19 protein-coding genes and 1 riboswitch are annotated in these 18,803 nt (G+C 68.4%); of the genes, 16 read left to right on the forward strand and 3 right to left on the reverse strand.

Annotated elements, in window-relative coordinates:
- The first annotated feature begins 85 nt into the window (after positions 1 to 85).
- The 5 genes from pxpA to AC4D2E_RS10790 are packed head-to-tail and all read left to right on the forward strand — an operon-like array spanning position 86 to position 4,310.
- Positions 86 to 829 (forward strand): 5-oxoprolinase subunit PxpA, encoded by a 744-nt coding sequence (gene pxpA, locus AC4D2E_RS10770; protein ID WP_490952617.1) that lies wholly within the window; start codon positions 86 to 88, stop codon positions 827 to 829.
- A 31-nt stretch (positions 830 to 860) separates the two neighbouring features.
- Positions 861 to 1,100 (forward strand): acetyl-CoA carboxylase, encoded by a 240-nt coding sequence (locus AC4D2E_RS10775; RefSeq protein ID WP_104168640.1) that lies wholly within the window; start codon positions 861 to 863, stop codon positions 1,098 to 1,100.
- 3 nt (positions 1,101 to 1,103) lie between these two features.
- Positions 1,104 to 2,459: an acetyl-CoA carboxylase biotin carboxylase subunit gene (locus AC4D2E_RS10780; RefSeq protein ID WP_104168641.1), complete on the forward strand. Its 1,356-nt coding sequence runs from the start codon at positions 1,104 to 1,106 to the stop codon at positions 2,457 to 2,459.
- On the forward strand, positions 2,456 to 3,358 hold the full coding sequence (locus tag AC4D2E_RS10785) for a 5-oxoprolinase subunit B family protein (protein WP_490952618.1): 903 nt from the start codon (positions 2,456 to 2,458) through the stop codon (positions 3,356 to 3,358). Before AC4D2E_RS10780 ends, AC4D2E_RS10785 begins: the two co-directional genes overlap by 4 nt.
- Positions 3,348 to 4,310 (forward strand): 5-oxoprolinase subunit C family protein, encoded by a 963-nt coding sequence (locus AC4D2E_RS10790; protein ID WP_490952619.1) that lies wholly within the window; start codon positions 3,348 to 3,350, stop codon positions 4,308 to 4,310. Before AC4D2E_RS10785 ends, AC4D2E_RS10790 begins: the two co-directional genes overlap by 11 nt.
- Before the next feature lie 15 nt (positions 4,311 to 4,325).
- Here the strand turns inward: AC4D2E_RS10790 and AC4D2E_RS10795 are convergent, their stop codons facing one another.
- Complete coding sequence (locus AC4D2E_RS10795) at positions 4,326 to 5,390, reverse strand: LacI family DNA-binding transcriptional regulator (RefSeq protein ID WP_490952620.1); 1,065 nt, start codon at positions 5,388 to 5,390, stop codon at positions 4,326 to 4,328.
- Between the two features lie 221 nt (positions 5,391 to 5,611).
- On the opposite strand from AC4D2E_RS10795, the gene AC4D2E_RS10800 reads away from it, so the two are divergent.
- The 9 genes from AC4D2E_RS10800 to AC4D2E_RS10840 all read left to right on the forward strand — a co-directional run bounded on the left by AC4D2E_RS10800 (position 5,612) and on the right by AC4D2E_RS10840 (position 14,621).
- Complete coding sequence (locus tag AC4D2E_RS10800) at positions 5,612 to 6,634, forward strand: asparaginase (RefSeq protein ID WP_490952621.1); 1,023 nt, start codon at positions 5,612 to 5,614, stop codon at positions 6,632 to 6,634.
- Positions 6,635 to 6,678: 44 nt separating this feature from the next.
- Positions 6,679 to 7,566, forward strand: a complete 888-nt coding sequence (locus AC4D2E_RS10805) for a polysaccharide deacetylase family protein (protein WP_490910981.1) — start codon at positions 6,679 to 6,681, stop codon at positions 7,564 to 7,566.
- Complete coding sequence (locus tag AC4D2E_RS10810) at positions 7,566 to 8,954, forward strand: MFS transporter (protein ID WP_490952622.1); 1,389 nt, start codon at positions 7,566 to 7,568, stop codon at positions 8,952 to 8,954. Before AC4D2E_RS10805 ends, AC4D2E_RS10810 begins: the two co-directional genes overlap by 1 nt.
- Positions 8,941 to 9,705, forward strand: a complete 765-nt coding sequence (locus AC4D2E_RS10815; protein ID WP_104168648.1) for an SDR family NAD(P)-dependent oxidoreductase — start codon at positions 8,941 to 8,943, stop codon at positions 9,703 to 9,705. The genes AC4D2E_RS10810 and AC4D2E_RS10815 overlap by 14 nt, the downstream gene beginning before the upstream one ends.
- Positions 9,702 to 10,424, forward strand: a complete 723-nt coding sequence (locus tag AC4D2E_RS10820) for an SDR family NAD(P)-dependent oxidoreductase (protein WP_490952623.1) — start codon at positions 9,702 to 9,704, stop codon at positions 10,422 to 10,424. Before AC4D2E_RS10815 ends, AC4D2E_RS10820 begins: the two co-directional genes overlap by 4 nt.
- 22 nt (positions 10,425 to 10,446) lie before the next feature.
- A complete protein-coding gene (locus tag AC4D2E_RS10825) occupies positions 10,447 to 10,812 on the forward strand; it encodes a hypothetical protein (RefSeq protein WP_490952624.1) in 366 nt (121 codons plus the stop codon).
- Positions 10,813 to 10,958: 146 nt separating this feature from the next.
- Positions 10,959 to 11,960: a M10 family metallopeptidase domain-containing protein gene (locus tag AC4D2E_RS10830; RefSeq protein WP_490952625.1), complete on the forward strand. Its 1,002-nt coding sequence runs from the start codon at positions 10,959 to 10,961 to the stop codon at positions 11,958 to 11,960.
- Between the two features lie 144 nt (positions 11,961 to 12,104).
- The gene (locus tag AC4D2E_RS10835) at positions 12,105 to 12,650 is read left to right on the forward strand and encodes a heme-degrading domain-containing protein (RefSeq protein WP_104168652.1); all 546 of its coding nucleotides are present in this window, start codon (positions 12,105 to 12,107) and stop codon (positions 12,648 to 12,650) included.
- A gap of 459 nt (positions 12,651 to 13,109) precedes the next feature.
- Positions 13,110 to 14,621: an HNH endonuclease signature motif containing protein gene (locus tag AC4D2E_RS10840; RefSeq protein WP_490952626.1), complete on the forward strand. Its 1,512-nt coding sequence runs from the start codon at positions 13,110 to 13,112 to the stop codon at positions 14,619 to 14,621.
- 340 nt (positions 14,622 to 14,961) lie between these two features.
- Here the strand turns inward: AC4D2E_RS10840 and AC4D2E_RS10845 are convergent, their stop codons facing one another.
- Both AC4D2E_RS10845 and AC4D2E_RS10850 read right to left on the reverse strand, forming a co-directional pair.
- The gene (locus AC4D2E_RS10845) at positions 14,962 to 15,615 is read right to left on the reverse strand and encodes an SDR family oxidoreductase (protein ID WP_490910987.1); all 654 of its coding nucleotides are present in this window, start codon (positions 15,613 to 15,615) and stop codon (positions 14,962 to 14,964) included.
- A 294-nt stretch (positions 15,616 to 15,909) separates the two neighbouring features.
- A complete protein-coding gene (locus tag AC4D2E_RS10850) occupies positions 15,910 to 17,298 on the reverse strand; it encodes an LLM class flavin-dependent oxidoreductase (protein ID WP_490952627.1) in 1,389 nt (462 codons plus the stop codon).
- Between the two features lie 36 nt (positions 17,299 to 17,334).
- Positions 17,335 to 17,447, reverse strand: a riboswitch (SAM riboswitch).
- Positions 17,448 to 17,668: 221 nt separating this feature from the next.
- Here AC4D2E_RS10850 and AC4D2E_RS10855 point away from each other — a divergent pair.
- Both AC4D2E_RS10855 and AC4D2E_RS10860 read left to right on the forward strand, forming a co-directional pair.
- Complete coding sequence (locus AC4D2E_RS10855) at positions 17,669 to 18,289, forward strand: helix-turn-helix domain-containing protein (protein ID WP_490952628.1); 621 nt, start codon at positions 17,669 to 17,671, stop codon at positions 18,287 to 18,289.
- A complete protein-coding gene (locus AC4D2E_RS10860; protein WP_490952629.1) occupies positions 18,286 to 18,504 on the forward strand; it encodes a hypothetical protein in 219 nt (72 codons plus the stop codon). Before AC4D2E_RS10855 ends, AC4D2E_RS10860 begins: the two co-directional genes overlap by 4 nt.
- The last annotated feature ends 299 nt before the right edge of the window (positions 18,505 to 18,803 follow it).

The following is an 18,803-nucleotide window of genomic DNA, read 5'->3' on the forward strand; positions in this document are numbered from 1 at the left end:
CCTGTGTGCATCGGCCCTCCGACAGGGGAGAACGGAGGGCAAACGCCCACTATATCGGCACCCGATCCGTCTCTATGGTTGTCGCATGACGGACGTTGCAGACCGGCGTGGGACGCTGATGATCAATTCGGACATGGGCGAGTCCCTCGGCCTCCACTCCTTCGGTAACGATCCCGCCCTCCTGGAGACCGTCGACGCCATCAACGTGGCCTGCGGATTCCATGCGGGAGATCCGGACACGATGGCGGAGACCGTCGCTGCGGCCCTCGAGAAGGGCGTGCTGATCGGCGCGCACCCCGGGCTGCCGGATCTCGTGGGCTTCGGGCGGCGGGAGATGAAGCTCTCCCCGCAGGAGGTGGAGCACATGATGCTCTACCAGGTGGGTGCGCTCAGCGCCTTCCTGCGGCGGGAAGGCGCGAGCCTCAACCACATCAAGCCCCACGGGTCCCTCTACGGCATGCTGGCCCGGGACGCCGACCTCATGAGGGGGGCCGCGCGGGTGGCCCGGCTCTTCGACGTCCCCGTCTACGGCATCGCGGGCACTGCCCACCAGACCGTCTGCGAGGAACTCGGGGTGCCCTTCGTGGCCGAGCTCTACGTGGACCTCAACTACGGTCCGGCCGGCGAGCTCCTCATCCAGCGCCGCCCCGAGCCGACCGACCCCGACGCCGCCGCACGCCGCGTCACGCGCGCCCTGACGGACGGCGTCGTCGAAGCCTCCGACGGCACGCTGCTCACCATCCCGTTCGACAGCATCTGCGTCCACTCGGACGCCCCCAACTCCCCCGCGGTGGCAACAGCAGTCCGCACCGCCCTCGACGCCCTCTGACCTCCCCGACACCCCACCCGAAAGGACCCCCGTGGCCGACATCGTCTCCCCACTGCCAGGCATCTTCTACCGCAAGCCCGGTCCGGACAAGGACCCCTACGCGAACGAGGGCGATGCCATCGAAGCGGGCCAGACCATCGGGGTGGTGGAGATCATGAAGCAGTTCTCCGAGATCCGCAGTGATGCGTCCGGCACGCTGGAGAGCTTCGCCGTCGACGACGGCGGGACCGTCAACCCCGGCGACGTCATCGCCACCGTGTCCGAGGGCTAGCGGATGGAACGCGTCCTGATCGCGAACCGCGGGGAGATCGCCGTCCGCATCATCCGCGCCGCCCGGGAACTGGGACTGGAGACCGTCCTCGCCGCGAGCGAGCCGGACGCCGATTCCTATGCGGCGTCGCTCGCCGACTCCGTCCAAGTGATCGGCCCGGCGCCGGCCGCGAAGAGCTACCTCGACGGCGCCGCGGTGCTCGCGGCCGCCGAAGCCTCGGGGTGCGACGCGCTCCATCCCGGGTACGGCTTCCTGTCGGAGAACGCGCGCTTCGCCCGCTCCGTCCTCGACGCCGGCATCACCTGGGTGGGTCCCTCCCCCGACGCCATCGAACTCATGGGCAACAAGTCCCGTGCACGGCAGGCCGCCCAGGATGCCGGCGTCCCGACCCTGCCCGGGAGTGACGGCGCGCTGGACCCCGACGTCGACCCCCTCCCCATCGCACGGGAGATCGGCTACCCACTGGTGGTCAAGGCGTCGTCCGGCGGCGGAGGGCGCGGCATCCGGCTGGTGACCCAGGAGGAGGACCTCGTCCAGACCCTCGACGTCGCCCGCGCCGAGGCCCAGGCGGCGTTCGGCGATCCGACGGTGTACCTCGAGCAGTTCGTCTCCCGCGCACGCCACGTCGAGGTGCAGATCCTCGGCGACGGCGAACGCGTGATCCACCTCGGCGACCGCGACTGCTCGCTGCAGCGCCGCCAGCAGAAGATCATCGAGGAGGCCCCCGCCCCCCTGCTGCCCGACGCCGTCCGCGACACCATCCGCGCCTCCTCCATCGAGCTCGGCCGCCAGTGCGGCTATGCCGGCTTGGGAACCGTCGAGTTCCTCTACGACCCGGACCGGGAGCAGGCGGCGTTCATCGAGATGAACACCCGGCTCCAGGTGGAGCATCCGGTCACGGAGATGGTGACCGGCATCGACCTCATCCGGGAGCAGCTGCTGGTCGCAGCCACGGGCCGTCTCCGCCTCGACCAGGAGGACATCACCTTCCGGGGCCACGCCTTCGAGTTCCGCATCAACGCCGAGGACCCGTCGCAGGGCTTCATGCCCAGCCCCGGCACCCTGTCCCGTCTCGACTGGCCGGGCGGCCCCGGGGTGAGGATCGACTCCGGCGTCGTTGCAGGATCCGCCGTCGCACCGTTCTACGACTCCCTGCTCGCCAAGCTCGTGGTGTGGGACGAGACCCGCACCGAGGCCATCCAGCGGTCGGCGCGGGCACTGGCGGAGGTGAGGATCGACGGCGTCAAGACCACGATCCCGCTCCTGTCGACGGTCCTCCACCGGCCCGAGGTCCGGGACGTGACCCACCACTCGAAGTTCATCGAATCGACCCCCGACCTCCTCGGAGCTGACGCATGAGCCACGCACCCCAGCACCTCGACGCTGCCCGCTACACGTGGGGCGGCGACGAGTTCCTCTTCGTCGAGATCTCCGAGAGCATGAGCCTCGCCGCCAACTTCAAGGCGAACGCGATGGCGGCCCGGCTCGCCGCGCGTGCCATCGACGGCGTCGTGGACATCTGCCCCGCCAACGCCTCCCTGCTGGTGCGCTTCGATCCCGACACGGTGCCACCGGACGACCTGGAGGCACTCGTGAGGGAGGTCGAGGAGGAGGTCGCCCACCTGAGCGAACAGACACTCGAGACCCGGATCATCGAGATCCCGGTCTGGTACGACGACCCCTACACCCGGGAGACCGGCGCGCGCTTCCGCAAGGGCCACCAGCGGCCCGAGGGCACGGACCTCGATTTCGCGGCGGAGGAGAACGGCCTGTCCTCACCGCAGGAGTTCATCCGGAAGCACCATGAGTCGCCGTGGCTGGTGTCGATGGTGGGGTTCGTCGCCGGCCTGCCGTTCATGTTCCAGATCGTCCCGCAGGAGGATCAGCTCGAGGTCCCCAAGTACCTCAGTCCGCGCACCGACACCCCGCCACTGACGGTGGGGCACGGAGGGTGCTTCGCCTGCATCTACTCGGTGAGGGGCGCCGGCGGTTATCAGATGTTCGGTATCGCCGGGGCACCGATCTTCGATCCTGCCCAGAAGCTCGCCGACTTCTCGGACTTCATGATCTTCTTCCGACCGGGTGACATCGTGAAGTTCAAGCCGATCGACGAGGACGAATACACGGCGATCCAGGCGGAGGTGGAAGCGGGAACCTTCACCTATCGCCAGACGCCCGTGACCTTCGACCTGCAGAAGGCCCTGACCGACCCCTCCGCGCACAACCGGGACATTCTGGAGAAGCTCAATGGCATTTGACATCCTCGAACCCGGCCTCGCGACCTCGGTCCAGGACCGGGGCCGGTTCGGCTACTACAACGTGGGCATCCCGCAGGGCGGGGCCATGGACCAGTTGTCCGCATCCATGGCGAATGCGCTGGTGGGCAACACCGCCGACGATGCCGTCCTCGAATGCGCCTACCTCGGGCCGCGCTTCACCACGGACACCGACGCCGTCATCGCCGTCACGGGTGCGCCCGTCGAGGTGCGGGTGAACGGGACGCCGGTGGACGAGTGGGGCCGCCTGTCGCTGGCCGCGGGCGACGAGGTGTCCTTCGGGATGCTCTCCGGCGGGACGCGCTACTACATCGCCTTGCAGGGCGGGATCGACGTGCCCGTGGTCCTCGGGAGTCGCAGCACCTACACGCTGGGCGCCCTCGGCGGCTTCCAGGGCCGCGCCCTCAAGGCCGGCGACACCGTCCCGGTCGGCGCCCCCTCCGGCTCCGGGCCCGCCATGGACGTGATTCCCGAGAACCGGCGCCCCGTCTATGCGAAGGAAGTGACGGTCCGCATCCTGCCCGGCCTCTACGACCACCGCCTGACTGCGGAGGGCATGGAGACCCTCGTCAGCGCGGCGTGGAAACTGACTCCCGTGGCGGACCGCATGGGCCTGCGGTACTCGGGGCCGGACCTGGAATGGAAGCCGCGCATCCAACCGTTCGGCGCGGGGTCCGACCCCTCGAACATCGTGGACGCGGGCTACGCCATCGGATCGATCCAGGTGCCGGGCGGCAAGGAGCCGATCGTGCTGCACCGCGACGCCGTCTCGGGCGGCGGGTACGCGATGGTCGCGACGGTCATCAGCGCCGACATGGACGTCGTCGCCCGGAGCGCGCCGGGGACGCTGACCCATTTCGAGCCCGTGACGATGGAGCAGGCCCTCGCGGCGCGAGCGGACGCAGCGACAGTGCGGCGCGCCGTCTGGGCGTGAGGTCGAGGGCCCGGGTCAGCCGACCCGCATGCCCCGCCGGGCTCCGACGGCGCCCGATGCGCTGCTCTCCCGCACGAAGAGTTCCGGCCGGTGTCGTACCGACGCGACGTCCTCCCCGGCCATGACTCGCCGGAGCATCCCGACGGCTTCCCGGCCGATCTCGAGCATCGGTGAGCGCACCGACGAGAGCGGGATGGGCAGCTGCGCGGCCAGGGACGTGTCGTTGAACCCGACGACGGCGATGTCCTGGCCGACGACGAGCCCCGCGGCGCGGAATGCGCCCATGGCGCCGATGGCGGCGAAGTCGTTGACGGCGAAGACCGCGGTCGGGGCCTCGCCGGGCCGGCTCAGCAGTTCCTCGCCCGCCTGGCGGCCGCCCTCGGTGTCGAAGCGCGAGGGCAGGATCCGGTCCCCGGGCACGTCCCCTCCCAGTTCGTTCCAGCGTTCCACGAAGCCGTCGGTGCGGTCCACGCCCGTGCTTGCGTAGGGCTCGCCCGCGATGATCGCGACGGAGCGGTGTCCCGTGGTCCACAGGTGGTCCGCGACGAGCCTGCCTCCGCCCGTGTCGTCACACGTAGAGGAGGGGAACCCCGGGTAACGGCGGTTCATGAGGACGAAGGGCACGTGTCGCTTCACGAGGTCGTCCACGAGGCTGCTGCCTGCATGGACGTCGCCGAGGATCAGGCCGTCCACCCGCCGCGCCAGCATGATCTCGGCCTTGCGGCGCTGCTCGTCGAGGTTGTCGTGGGAGTTCATCACGAAGGTCGAGTGGTTGCTCTCGGCCGCGGCCTCCTCGACGCCCTCGTACATGGTCGCCAGGACGATGTCCGAGAGGCGGGGCACAATGACGCCGATGGCCCGCGTGCGCCGGGTGCGCAGGCCGGTTGCCTGCGGGTCGGGTGAGTAGCCTCTCAGCTGTGCCAGGTCACGCACCTTCCGTGCGGTCTCCTTCGACGCCGCCCCGCGTGCCACCGCCGAATCGGAGTGCAGCACGCGGGAGACCGTCGAGACGTGGATGCCTAGTTCCGCCGCGAGGTCCTTCAGGGTGACTGCTGAGCGCCCCCTGCCTGATGAATCCACGTTCTCCCCCTTCGCCCTGCGGATTTGTTTCGGCTATATGAAATCTCGGCCGATCCATTGACGAGACCAAGGTCACATCCTATGGTTTTCCTCATTCAACCCAAACGTTTGGGTTTCGTCCAGTTCCACTGAGGTCGCACACCTGCAGAACCCTCGTCACCGCTGGGGCGCTCTGCTTTCCGCAACTCTCACCCAAACGATTGGGTAAGGAGGCAGCACCGATGGAATCAGTCACCGGGCACGTCGTGCTCCTGGCAACGGGTGGCACGATCGCCTCCCGGGTCGACGCCACGGACGGCGCGACCGTGGCCGCCGATGCAGGCGGCACGGTCCTCGCCGCGGCGGGCACGAGCGCCGCCGTCCAGGTCGTGGACCTCATGCAGAAGGGCTCGTACCTCCTCACCTTCGACGACATGCTCGCGGTGTGCGAGGCGGTCCACGCCGCACTCGAAGCACCGGAGACGCTCGGGGTCGTCGTCACCCATGGCACCGACACGATGGAGGAGACCGCGTACCTCGCCGACCTCCTCCACGACGACCCGCGACCGGTGGTCTTCACGGGATCGCAGCGCGCGGCCGACAGCCCGGCGCCGGACGGCCCGGAGAACCTGCGCACCGCGATCACCCTCGCAGCGTCCTCCGAGGCCCGGGGAAGGGGCGCACTGATCGTGTTCGACGGCGAGGTCTTCGCCCTTCCCGGGACGCGGAAGACCGAGACGACGAAGCTCCGTGCGTTCGGCAATCCCGACCTGGGGTCGGCGGGGTCGGTCGCGACCACCGGAGAGGTCCTGCTGGGGGCTGCTCCCCGGCGGCCGGCCGCGCTCGACATCCCCCCGACCGGCGCGGGCAGCCGCGTGGACATCGTCGCCTGCTACCCGGGAGCCGACGCGACCCTGTTCACCGCGGCACTCGCCGCCGGCGCCCGCGGGATCGTCCTCGAAGCCACCGGGCTGGGTAACACCAATGCGGAGCTCAGCGACGCCGTACGCCATGCCGTGCAGGACGGCGTCGTCGTCGTCACCAGCACCCGCGTCCACGCCGGACCGGTGCTGGGCGTGTACGGAGCAGGTGGCGGCAGGACGCTCGAGGACGCAGGAGCCGTCCCGTCCGGTTTGCTCCGACCGTCCCAGGCCCGCACCCTCCTGCAGGCGCTGCTCGCGCTCGGCCTGCCCGCCGAGCAGGTGGTCCACCAGATCCGCCGGCGCGGCGACCCGGCACTCCTGGCTCCCGTTCCGCCCCACTGACCGTTTCCCCGATTCGACCCACCCGCACCAGGAAAGGCCCACCCATGACGAAAGACATCCAGATCGCCTTCGGCGTCGACGTCGATGCAGTTGCCGGAATGCTCGGCTCCTACGGCGGCGAGGACTCCCCCTGCGACATCTCCCGCGGACTCTTCAGCGGAGACGTCGGAGGCCCGCGGATCCTCCGCCTCTTCGAGAAGTACTCCCTCCCCTCCACCTGGTTCGTCCCGGGCCACTCGCTCGAGACCTTCCCCGATCTCACCCGCATGATCGTCGACGCAGGGCACGAGATCGGCGTCCACGGCTACTCCCACGAGAACCCGATCGCCATGACCCGCGAACAGGAGACGGCGATCCTCGACAGGTCCATCGAGCTCATCGAGAAGGTCTCGGGACGTCGCCCCACGGGCTACGTCGCACCGTGGTGGGAGTTCTCCCCCATCACCAACGAGATCCTGCTCGAGCGCGGCATCAAGTACGACCACTCCCTCATGCACAACGACTTCGAGCCCTACTACGTGAGGGTCGGGGACAGCTGGACGAAGATCGACTACAGCCAGCCCGCCGAGGCCTGGATGAAGCCGCTCGTCCGGGGGCAGGAGACCGACCTCGTCGAGATCCCCGCGAACTGGTACCTCGACGACCTCCCTCCGATGATGTTCATCAAGGCGGCGCCCAACTCTCACGGGTTCGTCAACCCGCGGGACATCGAGCAGATGTGGCGGGACCAGTTCGACTGGGTCTACGCCGAGATGGACACCGCCGTCTTCACCATGACGATCCACCCGGACGTCTCGGGCCGCCCGCAGGTCCTCCTCATGCTCGAGCGCCTCATCCAGCACTTCAACTCGCACGAGGGCGTGACCTGGCACACCTTCGACCAGATCGCCGACTCGTTCCTGGCACGCAACCCCCGAAAGGAAGGCAACTGATGTCCACCAAAGAGGCGGGCGTCGATCTCTCGACGCCGACCGGGAACGAGCAACGGCAGTTCCCCGTCTTCTCCAAGAAGAAGACCAGCACGGCGACCGTCCTCGCCCTGTGCGCCTGGACCGTCGCCGTCTTCGACTACGGGCTGTTCGGCACCCTGCTGCCGGCCATGCAGGAGGAGTTCGGCTGGACGGCACCGGAGGCCTATGCGGTCAACACCTGGATCGCCGTCGGAACGGCGATCGTGTGCTTCGGTGTCGGCCCCGTGATCGACCGGCTCGGCCGCAAGAAGGGCATGATGCTCACCGTCGGCGGTACCGCCGTCGTCTCGGGCGTCACGGCCTTCATCCCCGCCGGCCTCGGCGTCATCAGCAACTCGCTCCTCGTCTTCGTGCGGTCCTTCGGCGGACTGGGCTTCTCCGAGCAGGCCGTCAACGCGACCTACATGAACGAGGTCTACCAGGTCACGGAGGACGAGCGGAAGCGCAAGCGTCCCGGCTTCCACTACTCCTTCATCCAGGGCGGCTGGCCGCTGGGCTTCCTGCTCGCGAGCGCCCTCGCCCTGGTGTTCCTGCCCATCTTCGGCTGGCGTGCGCTGTACCTCATGGCGACCATCCCTGCGATCATCATCGTCCTGCTCATCAGCAAGAAGCTGAAGGAGACGCCGCAGTTCGAGCTGCACCAGCGCCTCACCGAACTGGAGAAGGGGGGCAAGAGCGACGAAGCCCACGCGCTGGCCGGCGCCTACGGCGTCGAGCACTCCTCGACGTCGCCCCTGAAGCGCATCTGGGAGCCGGAGTTCCGCCGCAACACGATCGTCTTCTCCCTCGCCTGGATCCTCAACTTCTTCGGCATCGCGATCTTCAGCGTCCTCGGCACCTCGGTGCTCGCCAACGCCAAGGGCGTGGAACTGTCGGACGCCTTCTGGATGCTCATCGTCATCAACCTGCTCGCCTACTTCGGCTACGTGTTCCACGGCTGGATCGGTGACAAGGTGGGCCGGAAGAGGACCATCATCGTGGGCTGGATCATCTCCGGCCTGTCCTTCGCCGTGATGCTGAGCCCGCTCGTGTCCAGCCCGTTCCTGATCATCCTCACGTACGGCACCGGCCTGTTCTTCCTGGTGGGGCCCTACGCCGCGATCCAGTACTTCATGGCCGAGTGCTACCCCGTGAGCTGCCGTGCCACCGGCCTCGCGTTCATCGGCGCCATGAGCCAGCCCGGGACGATCATCGGCGGCGCGCTCTTCACAATCGTCGCCGCGCAGGCGGGCACCGGCGCAGCCGCCCTCTGGGTGGGAGCCGTCGGCACCCTCCTCTCCGGCGTCCTGATGGTCGCCGCGCGACCCGTCGCCGCCGTCGCCCTCGAGGAACCGCATGCAGCAGTCTGAGGTAGCCATCGTCACAGGCGCCGCCAGCGGGATCGGCCGCGCACTGGCCGTCCACTACGCGGGCCGGAACGTCCGGACCGTCATCGGCACCTTCCCCGGCGACCCGCACGATCCGGAGGAGACCCTCTCCGGCGTGCGGGCCGCGGGCGGTGACGCCGTCATCCACGAGGTCGACGTGCGCTCCACCGAATCGGTGGACGCCTTCGCCCAGCGCGCCCTGGACGAGTACGGGCGCCTCGACTACGCCGTCGCGAATGCGGGCATCCTGCGGAACGCCCCGCTCGACGACCTGACGGACGACCTCTGGAACGCGATGCTCGACGTCGACCTGACCGGCGTGCTCCGGACGCTCCGGTCGGCGTCCCAGCGGATGACGGGGCCCGGTGCGCTCGTCGCCGTGTCCTCGATCGCCGGGGGCATCTACGGATGGGAGGAACATGCCCACTACGCCGCGGCGAAGTCGGGCGTGCTCGGACTTATCCGGAGCGTCGCCTCGGAGCTGGGTCCGCGGGAGATCCGGGCCAATGCGGTGATCCCGGGCCTGATCGAGACACCGCAGTCCCTCGACCCCGTCAACTCCCTCGGCCCCGAGGGCCTCGAACGGGCGGGCAAGGACATCCCCTGGGGTCGTGTCGGCAGGCCGGAGGAAGTCGCGGACGTGATCGGCTTCCTGACCTCCGACGCCTCCCGATACGTGACCGGACAGTCGCTGGTCGTCGACGGCGGCCTCACCATCAAGATGCGCGCATGACGGCGGGCCCTGGCGGTCGCCGCACGGGACCCCGGGCCGTCGTCGTGACCGGCGGTGGCAGCGGCATCGGGGCGGCGATCGCCGAGGCGTTCGCAGCCCAGGAGGACAGGGTGGTGGTGATGGACCGTGTCCCCGGTCCGGGGATCATCGAAGTCGACGTCGCACGGGAAGAGAGCGTGAGGGAGGCTTTCGCGGAGGCACGCGACGGGATCGGGACCATCGACGTCCTGGTCAACAGCGCCGGACTGCTCACCGAGTCCCCCCTCGAGGACATGACGGTCGCACTGTGGACGGAGACCATATCGGTGGATCTCACCGGCGTGTTCCTGTGCTGCCGGGAGGTCATCGGTCCCATGCGGCACCAGCGATGGGGAAGGATCATCAACATCTCCTCGCAGCTCGGCATCAAGGGCGGCATGGGGCTGGGCCACTACAGCGCAGCGAAGGCAGGCGTGATCGGCATGACCAAGGCGCTCGCCCTCGAGGTCTCGGCGGACAACGTGCTCGCCAACTGCATCGCCCCGGGGCCGATCGAGACGCCGCTCGTCGACGCGATCTCCGAGGACTGGAAGGCCGCGAAGCGCAAGGAGCTGCCGCTGCGGAGGTTCGGCCTGCCGGCCGAGGTCGCACCGACAGCCCTGCTCCTCGCGAGCGATCCGGGCGGGAACCTCTTCGTCGGCCAGACACTCGGCCCCAACTCGGGTGACGTGATGCCGTGACGGCTCGCGTCCTGAACCCCTGATGTGCGGCGCGTGCGGGCGCGCCGGCATCGCGGATCCGGTCCTCGGCCCGGTCCGGCGGATGCGGGACCTGCTGCTCGTGGCCCAGATGGTCAATGTACTCGTCGACGGCCTGCCGGGCAGGCCGGTCGTCCGGGTGATCGGAGAAGGGTGGATCGTCGCAGGGCGCACGGGACGGACGAGCACCTGTGACACCGTGCGGGAACTCTGGCTCGCGATGCTGGACCACGGGCGAGGACCGGACGCGACCTCCTGCATCGCGGAACGGGTGGCGCGGAGTCTGCCCGGCGCGTCGCCGCTCGCGGACCGGGTGCTGCGAGAGGGAATGGCGGCAGCGAACGACTTCCTCGGCGGCGCTGCGGGGTAGGCCGGTCCACGGTACCGCCCGCTACCCGTTCGCGGAGCGGCAGCCTTCGCTCAGGTTTCCCCAAGGACTCGCCACTCGCCCTGATCCGGCGTCGGCCGTACAGCAGGATGGTGCGGGGATCAGTCGGCTGGGGAGGTGCGGGGCGCATGGGGGCAATGGATCGCGAGTGGTACCACGAGGGCCGCGACGCTCGGATGAAGGCCGTCCAGCGGTCGCCGTCGGGCAGGATCCCGCGGTGGGCGCTCGACGACGCCCTCGGCACGCCGTCCACTCCCCCGTCCTGGCGGGGCGCACCGACCTACGAGCGGGCGCCGGCCTTCGAGGGGGCGCCGGCCGGGAGGCGCAACGCATCGGGCCGCAAGCGGAAACGACGATTCGGCACGGTAGCGGGCCTGATCCTGATCGCCGCCCTGTATGCGACGCCGTCGTTGTTCGACCGCTTCGTCCTGCCGGTCGCGCTGCCCTACCTGCCCGGTGCCGACGTGCCGCCCCGTGGAGTCGAAGCCCACGGCGTGCCGCTCGGGACGCCGCCGCCGGCGCCGTCGTCGACGTCGTTCACGCTGATGGACTCGCCCGTCGAGGAGCAGGAGTGGGTGGCCTACGACCCCTGCCGTCCCGTGCACTACGTCGTCCGGCCCGACAACGCCCCGGCCGGGTCGGAGGGACTCATCCAGGAGGCCGTCGCCGCGGTGTCCGCCGCCACGGGCCTGCAATTCGTCGACGACGGCACCACCACCGAGGCACCCAGCGAAGAGCGCGACCTCTACCAGCCGGAGCTGTACGGGAAGACCTGGGTGCCGGTCCTGATCACGTGGACCAGCCCTGAGGAGATCCCGGGACTCGCCGGGGACATCGCGGGGCTCGGCGGCAGCGACTACGCCCAGGCGCCGGGGCAGCCGCTGGTCTACGTGGGCGGGCAGGTGCAGCTCGATGCGCCCGACGCCGCCATATCCCTCGGATACCCGGACGGACGCGCGTATCTGAGGGCGACGATCATGCACGAGCTCGCGCACGTCGTCGGACTCGACCACGTGGACGACCCCGACGAGCTGATGTACACGGAGAATGTCGGGCAGGCCTCGTTCGGCGAGGGCGACCTCGCAGGGCTCGCTCTCCTCGGCGCAGGGCCCTGCGCGCCGGGACTCTGACGCGGCCCGGGCGCCTACGCCGTCGCCGCGGCGTGTTCGACGGCGGCAGGAGGCACATTCGGGCCTCGGACCGCACTCCGAAGAAAATTCCTAAACAACAGAGGAAAAGTCCGCCATATCCCGCCGACGACGTAAATTAAGGAGATGAGCAATGACGCCCTCCCGACAGCCGTCCTACCGTTCGATCCCGACGGCGGCAGCGAACAGTCTGCCGAGGCGCTCGAGGCGCTGATTGCCACGGTCGAGAGGGAAGTCGACGAACTCCAATTCACCCGCTTCACAAACGACGACGCCGTTGCTCTGGGGCAGCTGATCGTCCAGTTGGGTGCGGGTCGCAACCTGCCGATCGCGGTCTGCATCCGACGGCCGGACCACATCCTGTTCCGGGCCGCACTCGACGGGACCACGCCCGACAACGACTACTGGCTCGACGCGAAGAGCCGCACCGCCGAACGATACCGCGTTCCCTCCCTGCTGGTCGGCCTCCGGGGGCGCCGCAATGGTGGGCGGGTGGAGGACGATCCCCTGTTCGACACGACGACGTTCGCCGCGCACGGCGGCTCCTTCCCGCTGTACATCCAGGGTGTCGGCCCGGTCGCCACGGTGACGGTCTCCGGCCTGCCGCAGCTGGAGGACCACCGGCTCGTCGTCGAGGCGCTCCGGACCTTCCACGCCGCCGCGGGCCTGTAGGCACCGGACCGACGCCGCTGCGGGTCTCGCATCACGCGGGCGGAATGATCCGCTGGGGCTCCTTCAAGGGCGCGGTCAGGATTTCGGAGAAGCGGACGACGGCGGGACGCCTCCGAGTGCGCCCGCAGGCTTGACGGCGCCTCGAGGGTGCCGGTGTGCGGAGTTGCGGTCCTGTGGAACAGAGGGCCGCTGGGATTCCACACCTGCTACCTATGTGGATAAGTGAGGGTGACTCTTCCTCCACATTCGCGCCCTCACCGCGCTATTAGTACGCACGTTCTATAAAATTGAGGCATGACCACCGCACCTGTCGAGGGCCTCACCGCACCTCCGGATTCCCTGGACGTGGCATGCACAGCGCTTGCCGAATGCGCCCGCGGTATCGGCCAGGTAGGTGGCACCCGGTCGCGGCAGGACGCCGTGGACTTCCTTCTGAGGATCGAGCACGCCTCGAGGATCGTGGACCACCTGCAGATCCTCGCCGCCCGTCTCGCCGAGGATCACCACCTTGCTGACAGTGACGACGAGCGACAGGGCGGCGGTTCGCTCCTTGCGCGGGCCGAGCAATCGATCAGCGGAAACGTCCTCACTGGTCCTGCCACCGAAACCTCGCCCGCATCGCCCGGCAACGGATTCAGGAACTGCACGGACTTCCTCCGTGCCACGCTGGGCATCAGCCGAGCAGAAGCGAAGCGCCGACTGTGCCTCGCAGACGTACTACTCCCCCGTACCTCGCCGACCGGGGCACCTGTTCCTGCCCGGCTCGCAACGCTGGGCGCCGCGGTGACCTCGGGCCGCATCAGCGGGCGGGCAGCGACGGTCGTCGCTCAAGCATTACAGCGGGTGGAGTTCTTCGCCACACCTCAGCAACTCGAGTCGATGGAGCACCACCTGACACGGCAGGCGATGGAGGCCGACGAAGACATCCTGCGGGTACTGGCACGTCGATGGGAAGGCGTCCTCGATCAGGACGGGCAGGAGCCGACGGAGAAGGTGCTGCGTGCGCGGCAAGGCGTCTTCTTCCGAGGGCGGCGCCATGGACTGCATTTCGTCGAGATCGGGGCGACGGATGAGCAGTTCGAGCTACTCGCGACTGTCATGAATTCAGCAGCGAATCCACGTGGCCCATCGGGACGGACGGATGCGGCTGCGCCGGGCGGCGGACCGGGGTCTTCGGGGCCCTCGAGGGCTTCGGACGTCCGAGGAGTACCGTGCACTCGACACACGGGGGCACACGCCTCTCATGACCGGCATTCACCGGATGACCGGGACGTAAACGAGAGCAGAGCCGGTTTCGCTGATCCCCCGATGGCAACGAGGGCTCAGTCCCTCCTGGATGGACTCGTCGCCGCCTGTAGGGTCGCACTGAGCACTGCAGCGCTTCCTTCGACCGGCGGCCACCGACCGCAGATCATGGTGACCATCGATCACAGGGACCTCATCGGCGCCTCACACCGGGCGGGGTATGCGGTTTTCTCCGGGCAGATGAGTGCAGGCAGCATCAGGAAACTGGCGTGCGATGCCGACATCATCCCGCTGGTGCTGGGCGGCAAGGACCAGGTACTCGACATCGGACGGGCGCAACGGCTGTTTCCCCCGCATCTTCGGCGAGCGCTCGTTGCGAGGGACAAGGGCTGCGCCTTCCCTGACTGCTCCATCCCGGCCAGCTGGTGCGAAGCACACCACCTGAAGCCTTGGTCCAGGGGCGGCACGACGAGCATCGACAACGGCGTCCTGTTGTGTTCACGCCATCACCACGTCATCCATCAGGGTGCATGGACTGTTCAGTCCCGCCAAGGCATTCCGTGGTTCACCGCCCCGCGGACGCTCGGCCCTCCGCGAAGCGCCCGACGGAACAGGTACTGGCAGGCCGGGCAATCCGTCGACGAGGCACTGGTCGAGGATGCCTCCGAGCTGAACGCGGACGCCTCGGAGCACACCACGGACTTCTTGGAGCACAGCACCGGATGATGGGTGAGCCCGGAGCAATGCACCTCATGCGCTCAGCCCTTCCGGTGCGTCCGGTGCGTCCGGTGCGTCCGGTGCGTCCGGTGCGTCCGATCCGTCCGATCCGTCAGGTCCGTCAGGTCCGTCAGGTTCGTCAGGTCCATCAAGTTCATTCGGAGCGGTGCACCCGATGCGCCCGGTCCGCCGGATGCATGTCGCGCGTGCGGTGCCCTCTCTACCACGTGCCAGGTGCCGGCCTTCGTGAATCAGGACCGTCCCCCACGGCACACCGAGGGCGACGGTCGCCTGGCACGCAGAAGGCGACGCCCACAATGGGACGTCGCCTTCACATCGCGGACCTGGACTACAGTGCTGCTTCGATGGCCTCCGCCACCGGCGTCTCACCGCTGTTGAACTGGATGGTCTTGTCCACTGTGCCGAGGTTGCCAAGCACGACTGCGGCCACGAGCGCGACGTCCTCGCGGGCCACCGAGTCCTGCTGCGGCTCGGCAGACACCTCGATCATGCCGGTTCCCGGATCGGTCGTGAGAACTCCGGGCTGGAGGATGGTCCAGGCCAGTTCCGAGTTGCGCAGGTGCTCATCAGCCGCAGCCTTCGATTCGGCATAGTGGAAAAAGCCGTTGTCCTCGGGGACTCCGTGGTCCTTGCGTGCCCCGAGGTAGGACACCATGACATAACGGCCCACCGACGCTTCCTGGGCAGCGTCCATCGAACGAATCGCCGCGTCACGATCCACGGCATACGTTGCCTCAGGGCTCGCGCCACCTGCACCGGCAGACCAGACGACGGCGTCGTGGCCACGGAAGACTTCAGTCATCTGCGCCACCGACAACTCGGAGACGTCAGCGACCACGGGGGTCGCGCCCGCCTGCTCGACATCGCCGGCATGGTCCTGGTTGCGGAAGATCGAACTGACCTGGTGACCCTGGCTCGTGAGGATCTTCGTGAGGTGCAGGGCTACTTTTCCGTGCCCACCGATGATGGCTACGCGTGACATGGGAACTCCTTCTGTCGAATGACTGATCGTCGGATACCTTGTCTTCGACGCTAGTCCCCGCACCTCGGGCTGGCCACCTTCCTGCGGGTGTTCCGCCGCCAGCGCAGGCCTATTCCCCAGGACCGCCGCCAATGCTCAGGACACCTCGGGACCCTGCTGACACGTCCGACCGGACGGGCCGGACTGCCGGTGCGGGACCCAGCGAGGCGTCAATAGCCGACGCGAAAGCGGCGAACCCGACCGACACCTTGGCACCACACCCGCGGAGGCGTCAGCGACCGATCAACCGATGCGTCAGGGGCGGATCGTCTGGAGTCGGTACCGCGCACCGCGATGCTCCTCGGGCAGACGATCGCCCTTCCCGAACAGCTTCTGCCGCAATGTCCCTTCCGTGTACTCCGTCGGATACGCACCACGCTTCTGCAGCTCCGGCACGACGAACTCGATGATGTCCTCGAAAGTCCCCGGGGTGATTGCATAGGCGAGGTTGAAGCCGTCGACGTCGGTCTCCTCGACCCACGCCTGGAGTTCATTGGCGACCTGCACACCCGAGCCGACGATGCGCGGACCGAGCCCACCGATCCCCGCCGACTCGGCGATGTCCCGCACGGTCCACGGCGAGCCGTCGTCGTTCACCTTCTGGAAGTTGGCCACGGCGGACTGGATGGCGTTGGACTTGACGTTGCCGAGCGGCTCGTCCGGGTCGTAGACGGAGAGATCCACGCCCAACCACCCCGAGACGAGCACGAGGGCTCCCTCGTAGCTGACGTACTGCTGGTAGTCGGCGTGCTTGGCCTGGGCCTTCTCCTCCGTCTCGTCCGTGATGACGGTGAGCAGCGTATAGATCCGCACCGAGTAGCGGTCACGACCCTCGGCTTCGACGGCATCCCGGATCTTCCTCGCCACGTCCTTCAGCCGCTCCTTCGTGGGTGCAGCGACGAACACCGCTTCCGCGTTGCCGGCCGCGAAGGCGATGCCACGGGAGGACGCGCCGGCCTGGAAGATGACCGGCGTCCGCTGCGGTGACGGCTCGCTGAGATGGATCCCCGGCACCTTGAAGTACTTGCCGTCATGGTCGATGTCGTGGACCTTGGCCGGATCCGTGAAGACGCCCGTCTCGCGGTCGCGGACCACGGCGTCGTCCTCCCAGGACCCCTCGAGCAGCTTGTAGAGGACCTCGAGGTACTCATCCGCGTGGTCGTAACGCGCATCGTGCTCGAGCTGGTCCTCCTGGCCCATGTTGCGTGCGGCAGAAGGAAGATACCCGGTCACCACGTTCCAGCCGACCCGCCCCTTGGTGAGATGGTCCAGCGTGGAGAGCCGGCGCGCGAAGGGATAGGGGTGCTCGTAGGCGGTGCCTGCCGTGACGCCGAACCCGAGGTGCTCGGTGACGAGCGCCATCGCGGAGACGAGCAGGAACGGGTCGTTGACCGGCGTCTGCGTCCCCTGCCGCAGGGTGGCCTCGTTGGACCCGCCGTAGACGTCGTACGTGCCGAGGACATCGGCGATGAAGACGCCGTCGAACAAGCCCTTCTCGAGGGTCTTCGCCAGATCGGCCCAGTAGCTCAGGTCCTTGTAGCGCCACGACTGGTCGTCGGGGTGGCGCCACAGCCCCGGCGACTGATGACCTACGCAGTTCATGTCGAAAGCGTTGAAGCGGATACGGCGCGGTGATGTGGGCATGAAGATTCCTCATGTCGGGGCACTGCCGTGGCGGAAGCGCCATACTTGCCCGCACTGCCTGTGCCGGCCGAATCCTCACCTGGGGCACCCCACTACAGCGAGAGGGTTGCCGTCCAACGAACCAGGGTTTTGCGTTGGAGCTCTTGATTCTGCTCACGAGCGTAAGTGGGCCGAGACGCCGCCGTCCACCCGCCGTCGTCACCGCGCGTCACGCGTCCAGCCTCCCCGATGCCCGGCCAGCACCTGCCGCACCGCGAATATCCCCTGTCCGGCGAATGCCCGACGGCGGTAGTGCGCACTGAGCGAAGAGAACAACAGGAAGCGCAAAGAAACCATTGCAAATAGTTCTTTGCAATGGCACACTGATGTCATGGATGAAGCCAACGGCAGTGGAAGACAGCCCGCCAACGACGGCGACCGCGTCGTCGACGGGGCAGCACTCAAGGCCCTCGCTCACCCCCTCAGGATCCAGCTGCTCGAGGTCCTGTCCAGCTACGGGCCGCAGACCGCGAGCAGCATCGGCAAACGCATCGGCGAGTCGAGTGGGGCTACGAGCTACCACCTGAGGCAGCTGGCGCGTTACGGGCTCGTCCGGGAGGTGGCGGATCGCGGGTCCGCCCGTGAGCGGTGGTGGGAACGGCCCCGGGGGTCCCTGACCCTCAGCACTCCCGAACTCGAGCAGGACCCCACCACACGGGAAGCCGCGCGGCAGGTGAACCGCCAGTTCGAACGCGGCCGGTCCGAGGCACTCGCCACCTTCATGGCCAGTGGCTCCGAGTCCGTCCCACCCGAATGGGCGGACGCAGCCGTGATCGCAACGATGAACGCCCACCTGACGGCGGACCAACTCGCCGCCCTCGCCCTCGACATGAGCGAGATCCTTCGCGAGAAGCTCGACGCCTACCGCTCCGAGCCGGGCACCCCGGCAACCCGCCCCGTCCAGATCCACTTCAACGCCTTCCCCCTCATCGACCTGCAGGAGTCGTCATGACCAGCACAGCCCTTCACGCCGGCTACCCGGCGCTCGCCGGCCCACCCCGGGGAGGTCTCGCGTCCCGGACGCTCATCCGCCTGGGCACCGCCTTCATCGCAGCAGGATCGTCTCTGGCCTCCGCGGACGGTACCAACGGGGAGCTCTTCCACCGCCACCTCGAGCGCAGGTCCGACCTGCAAGCCCTCGCCCACAGCGGCATCCATCTCCTCTAGCCGCGCTGCGGGTATCGTCCTCCGGGACGACCACCCTCGTCGGACCGCACCACGGTGATAACGGCCTTCCGGGCAGGCGGTAACTGCCTCCTCCAAACGCACTTCGGCGACCACCGAAGACAGGACGCACCCCGGCGCCCGCAGGCCGGACACACCGCTCCAACCACCACAGGCCGGACGCACCGCGACAACCACCGCAGGTAGGACCCGTCCGGCGCCTCCCGCGGGTCAGACGCATCGCGACGACCACCGCAGGTAGGACCCGCCCCGGTGCCTCCCGCAGGCCGGACACACCGCGC

Source organism: Arthrobacter sp. TJ-265 (assembly GCF_058269135.1).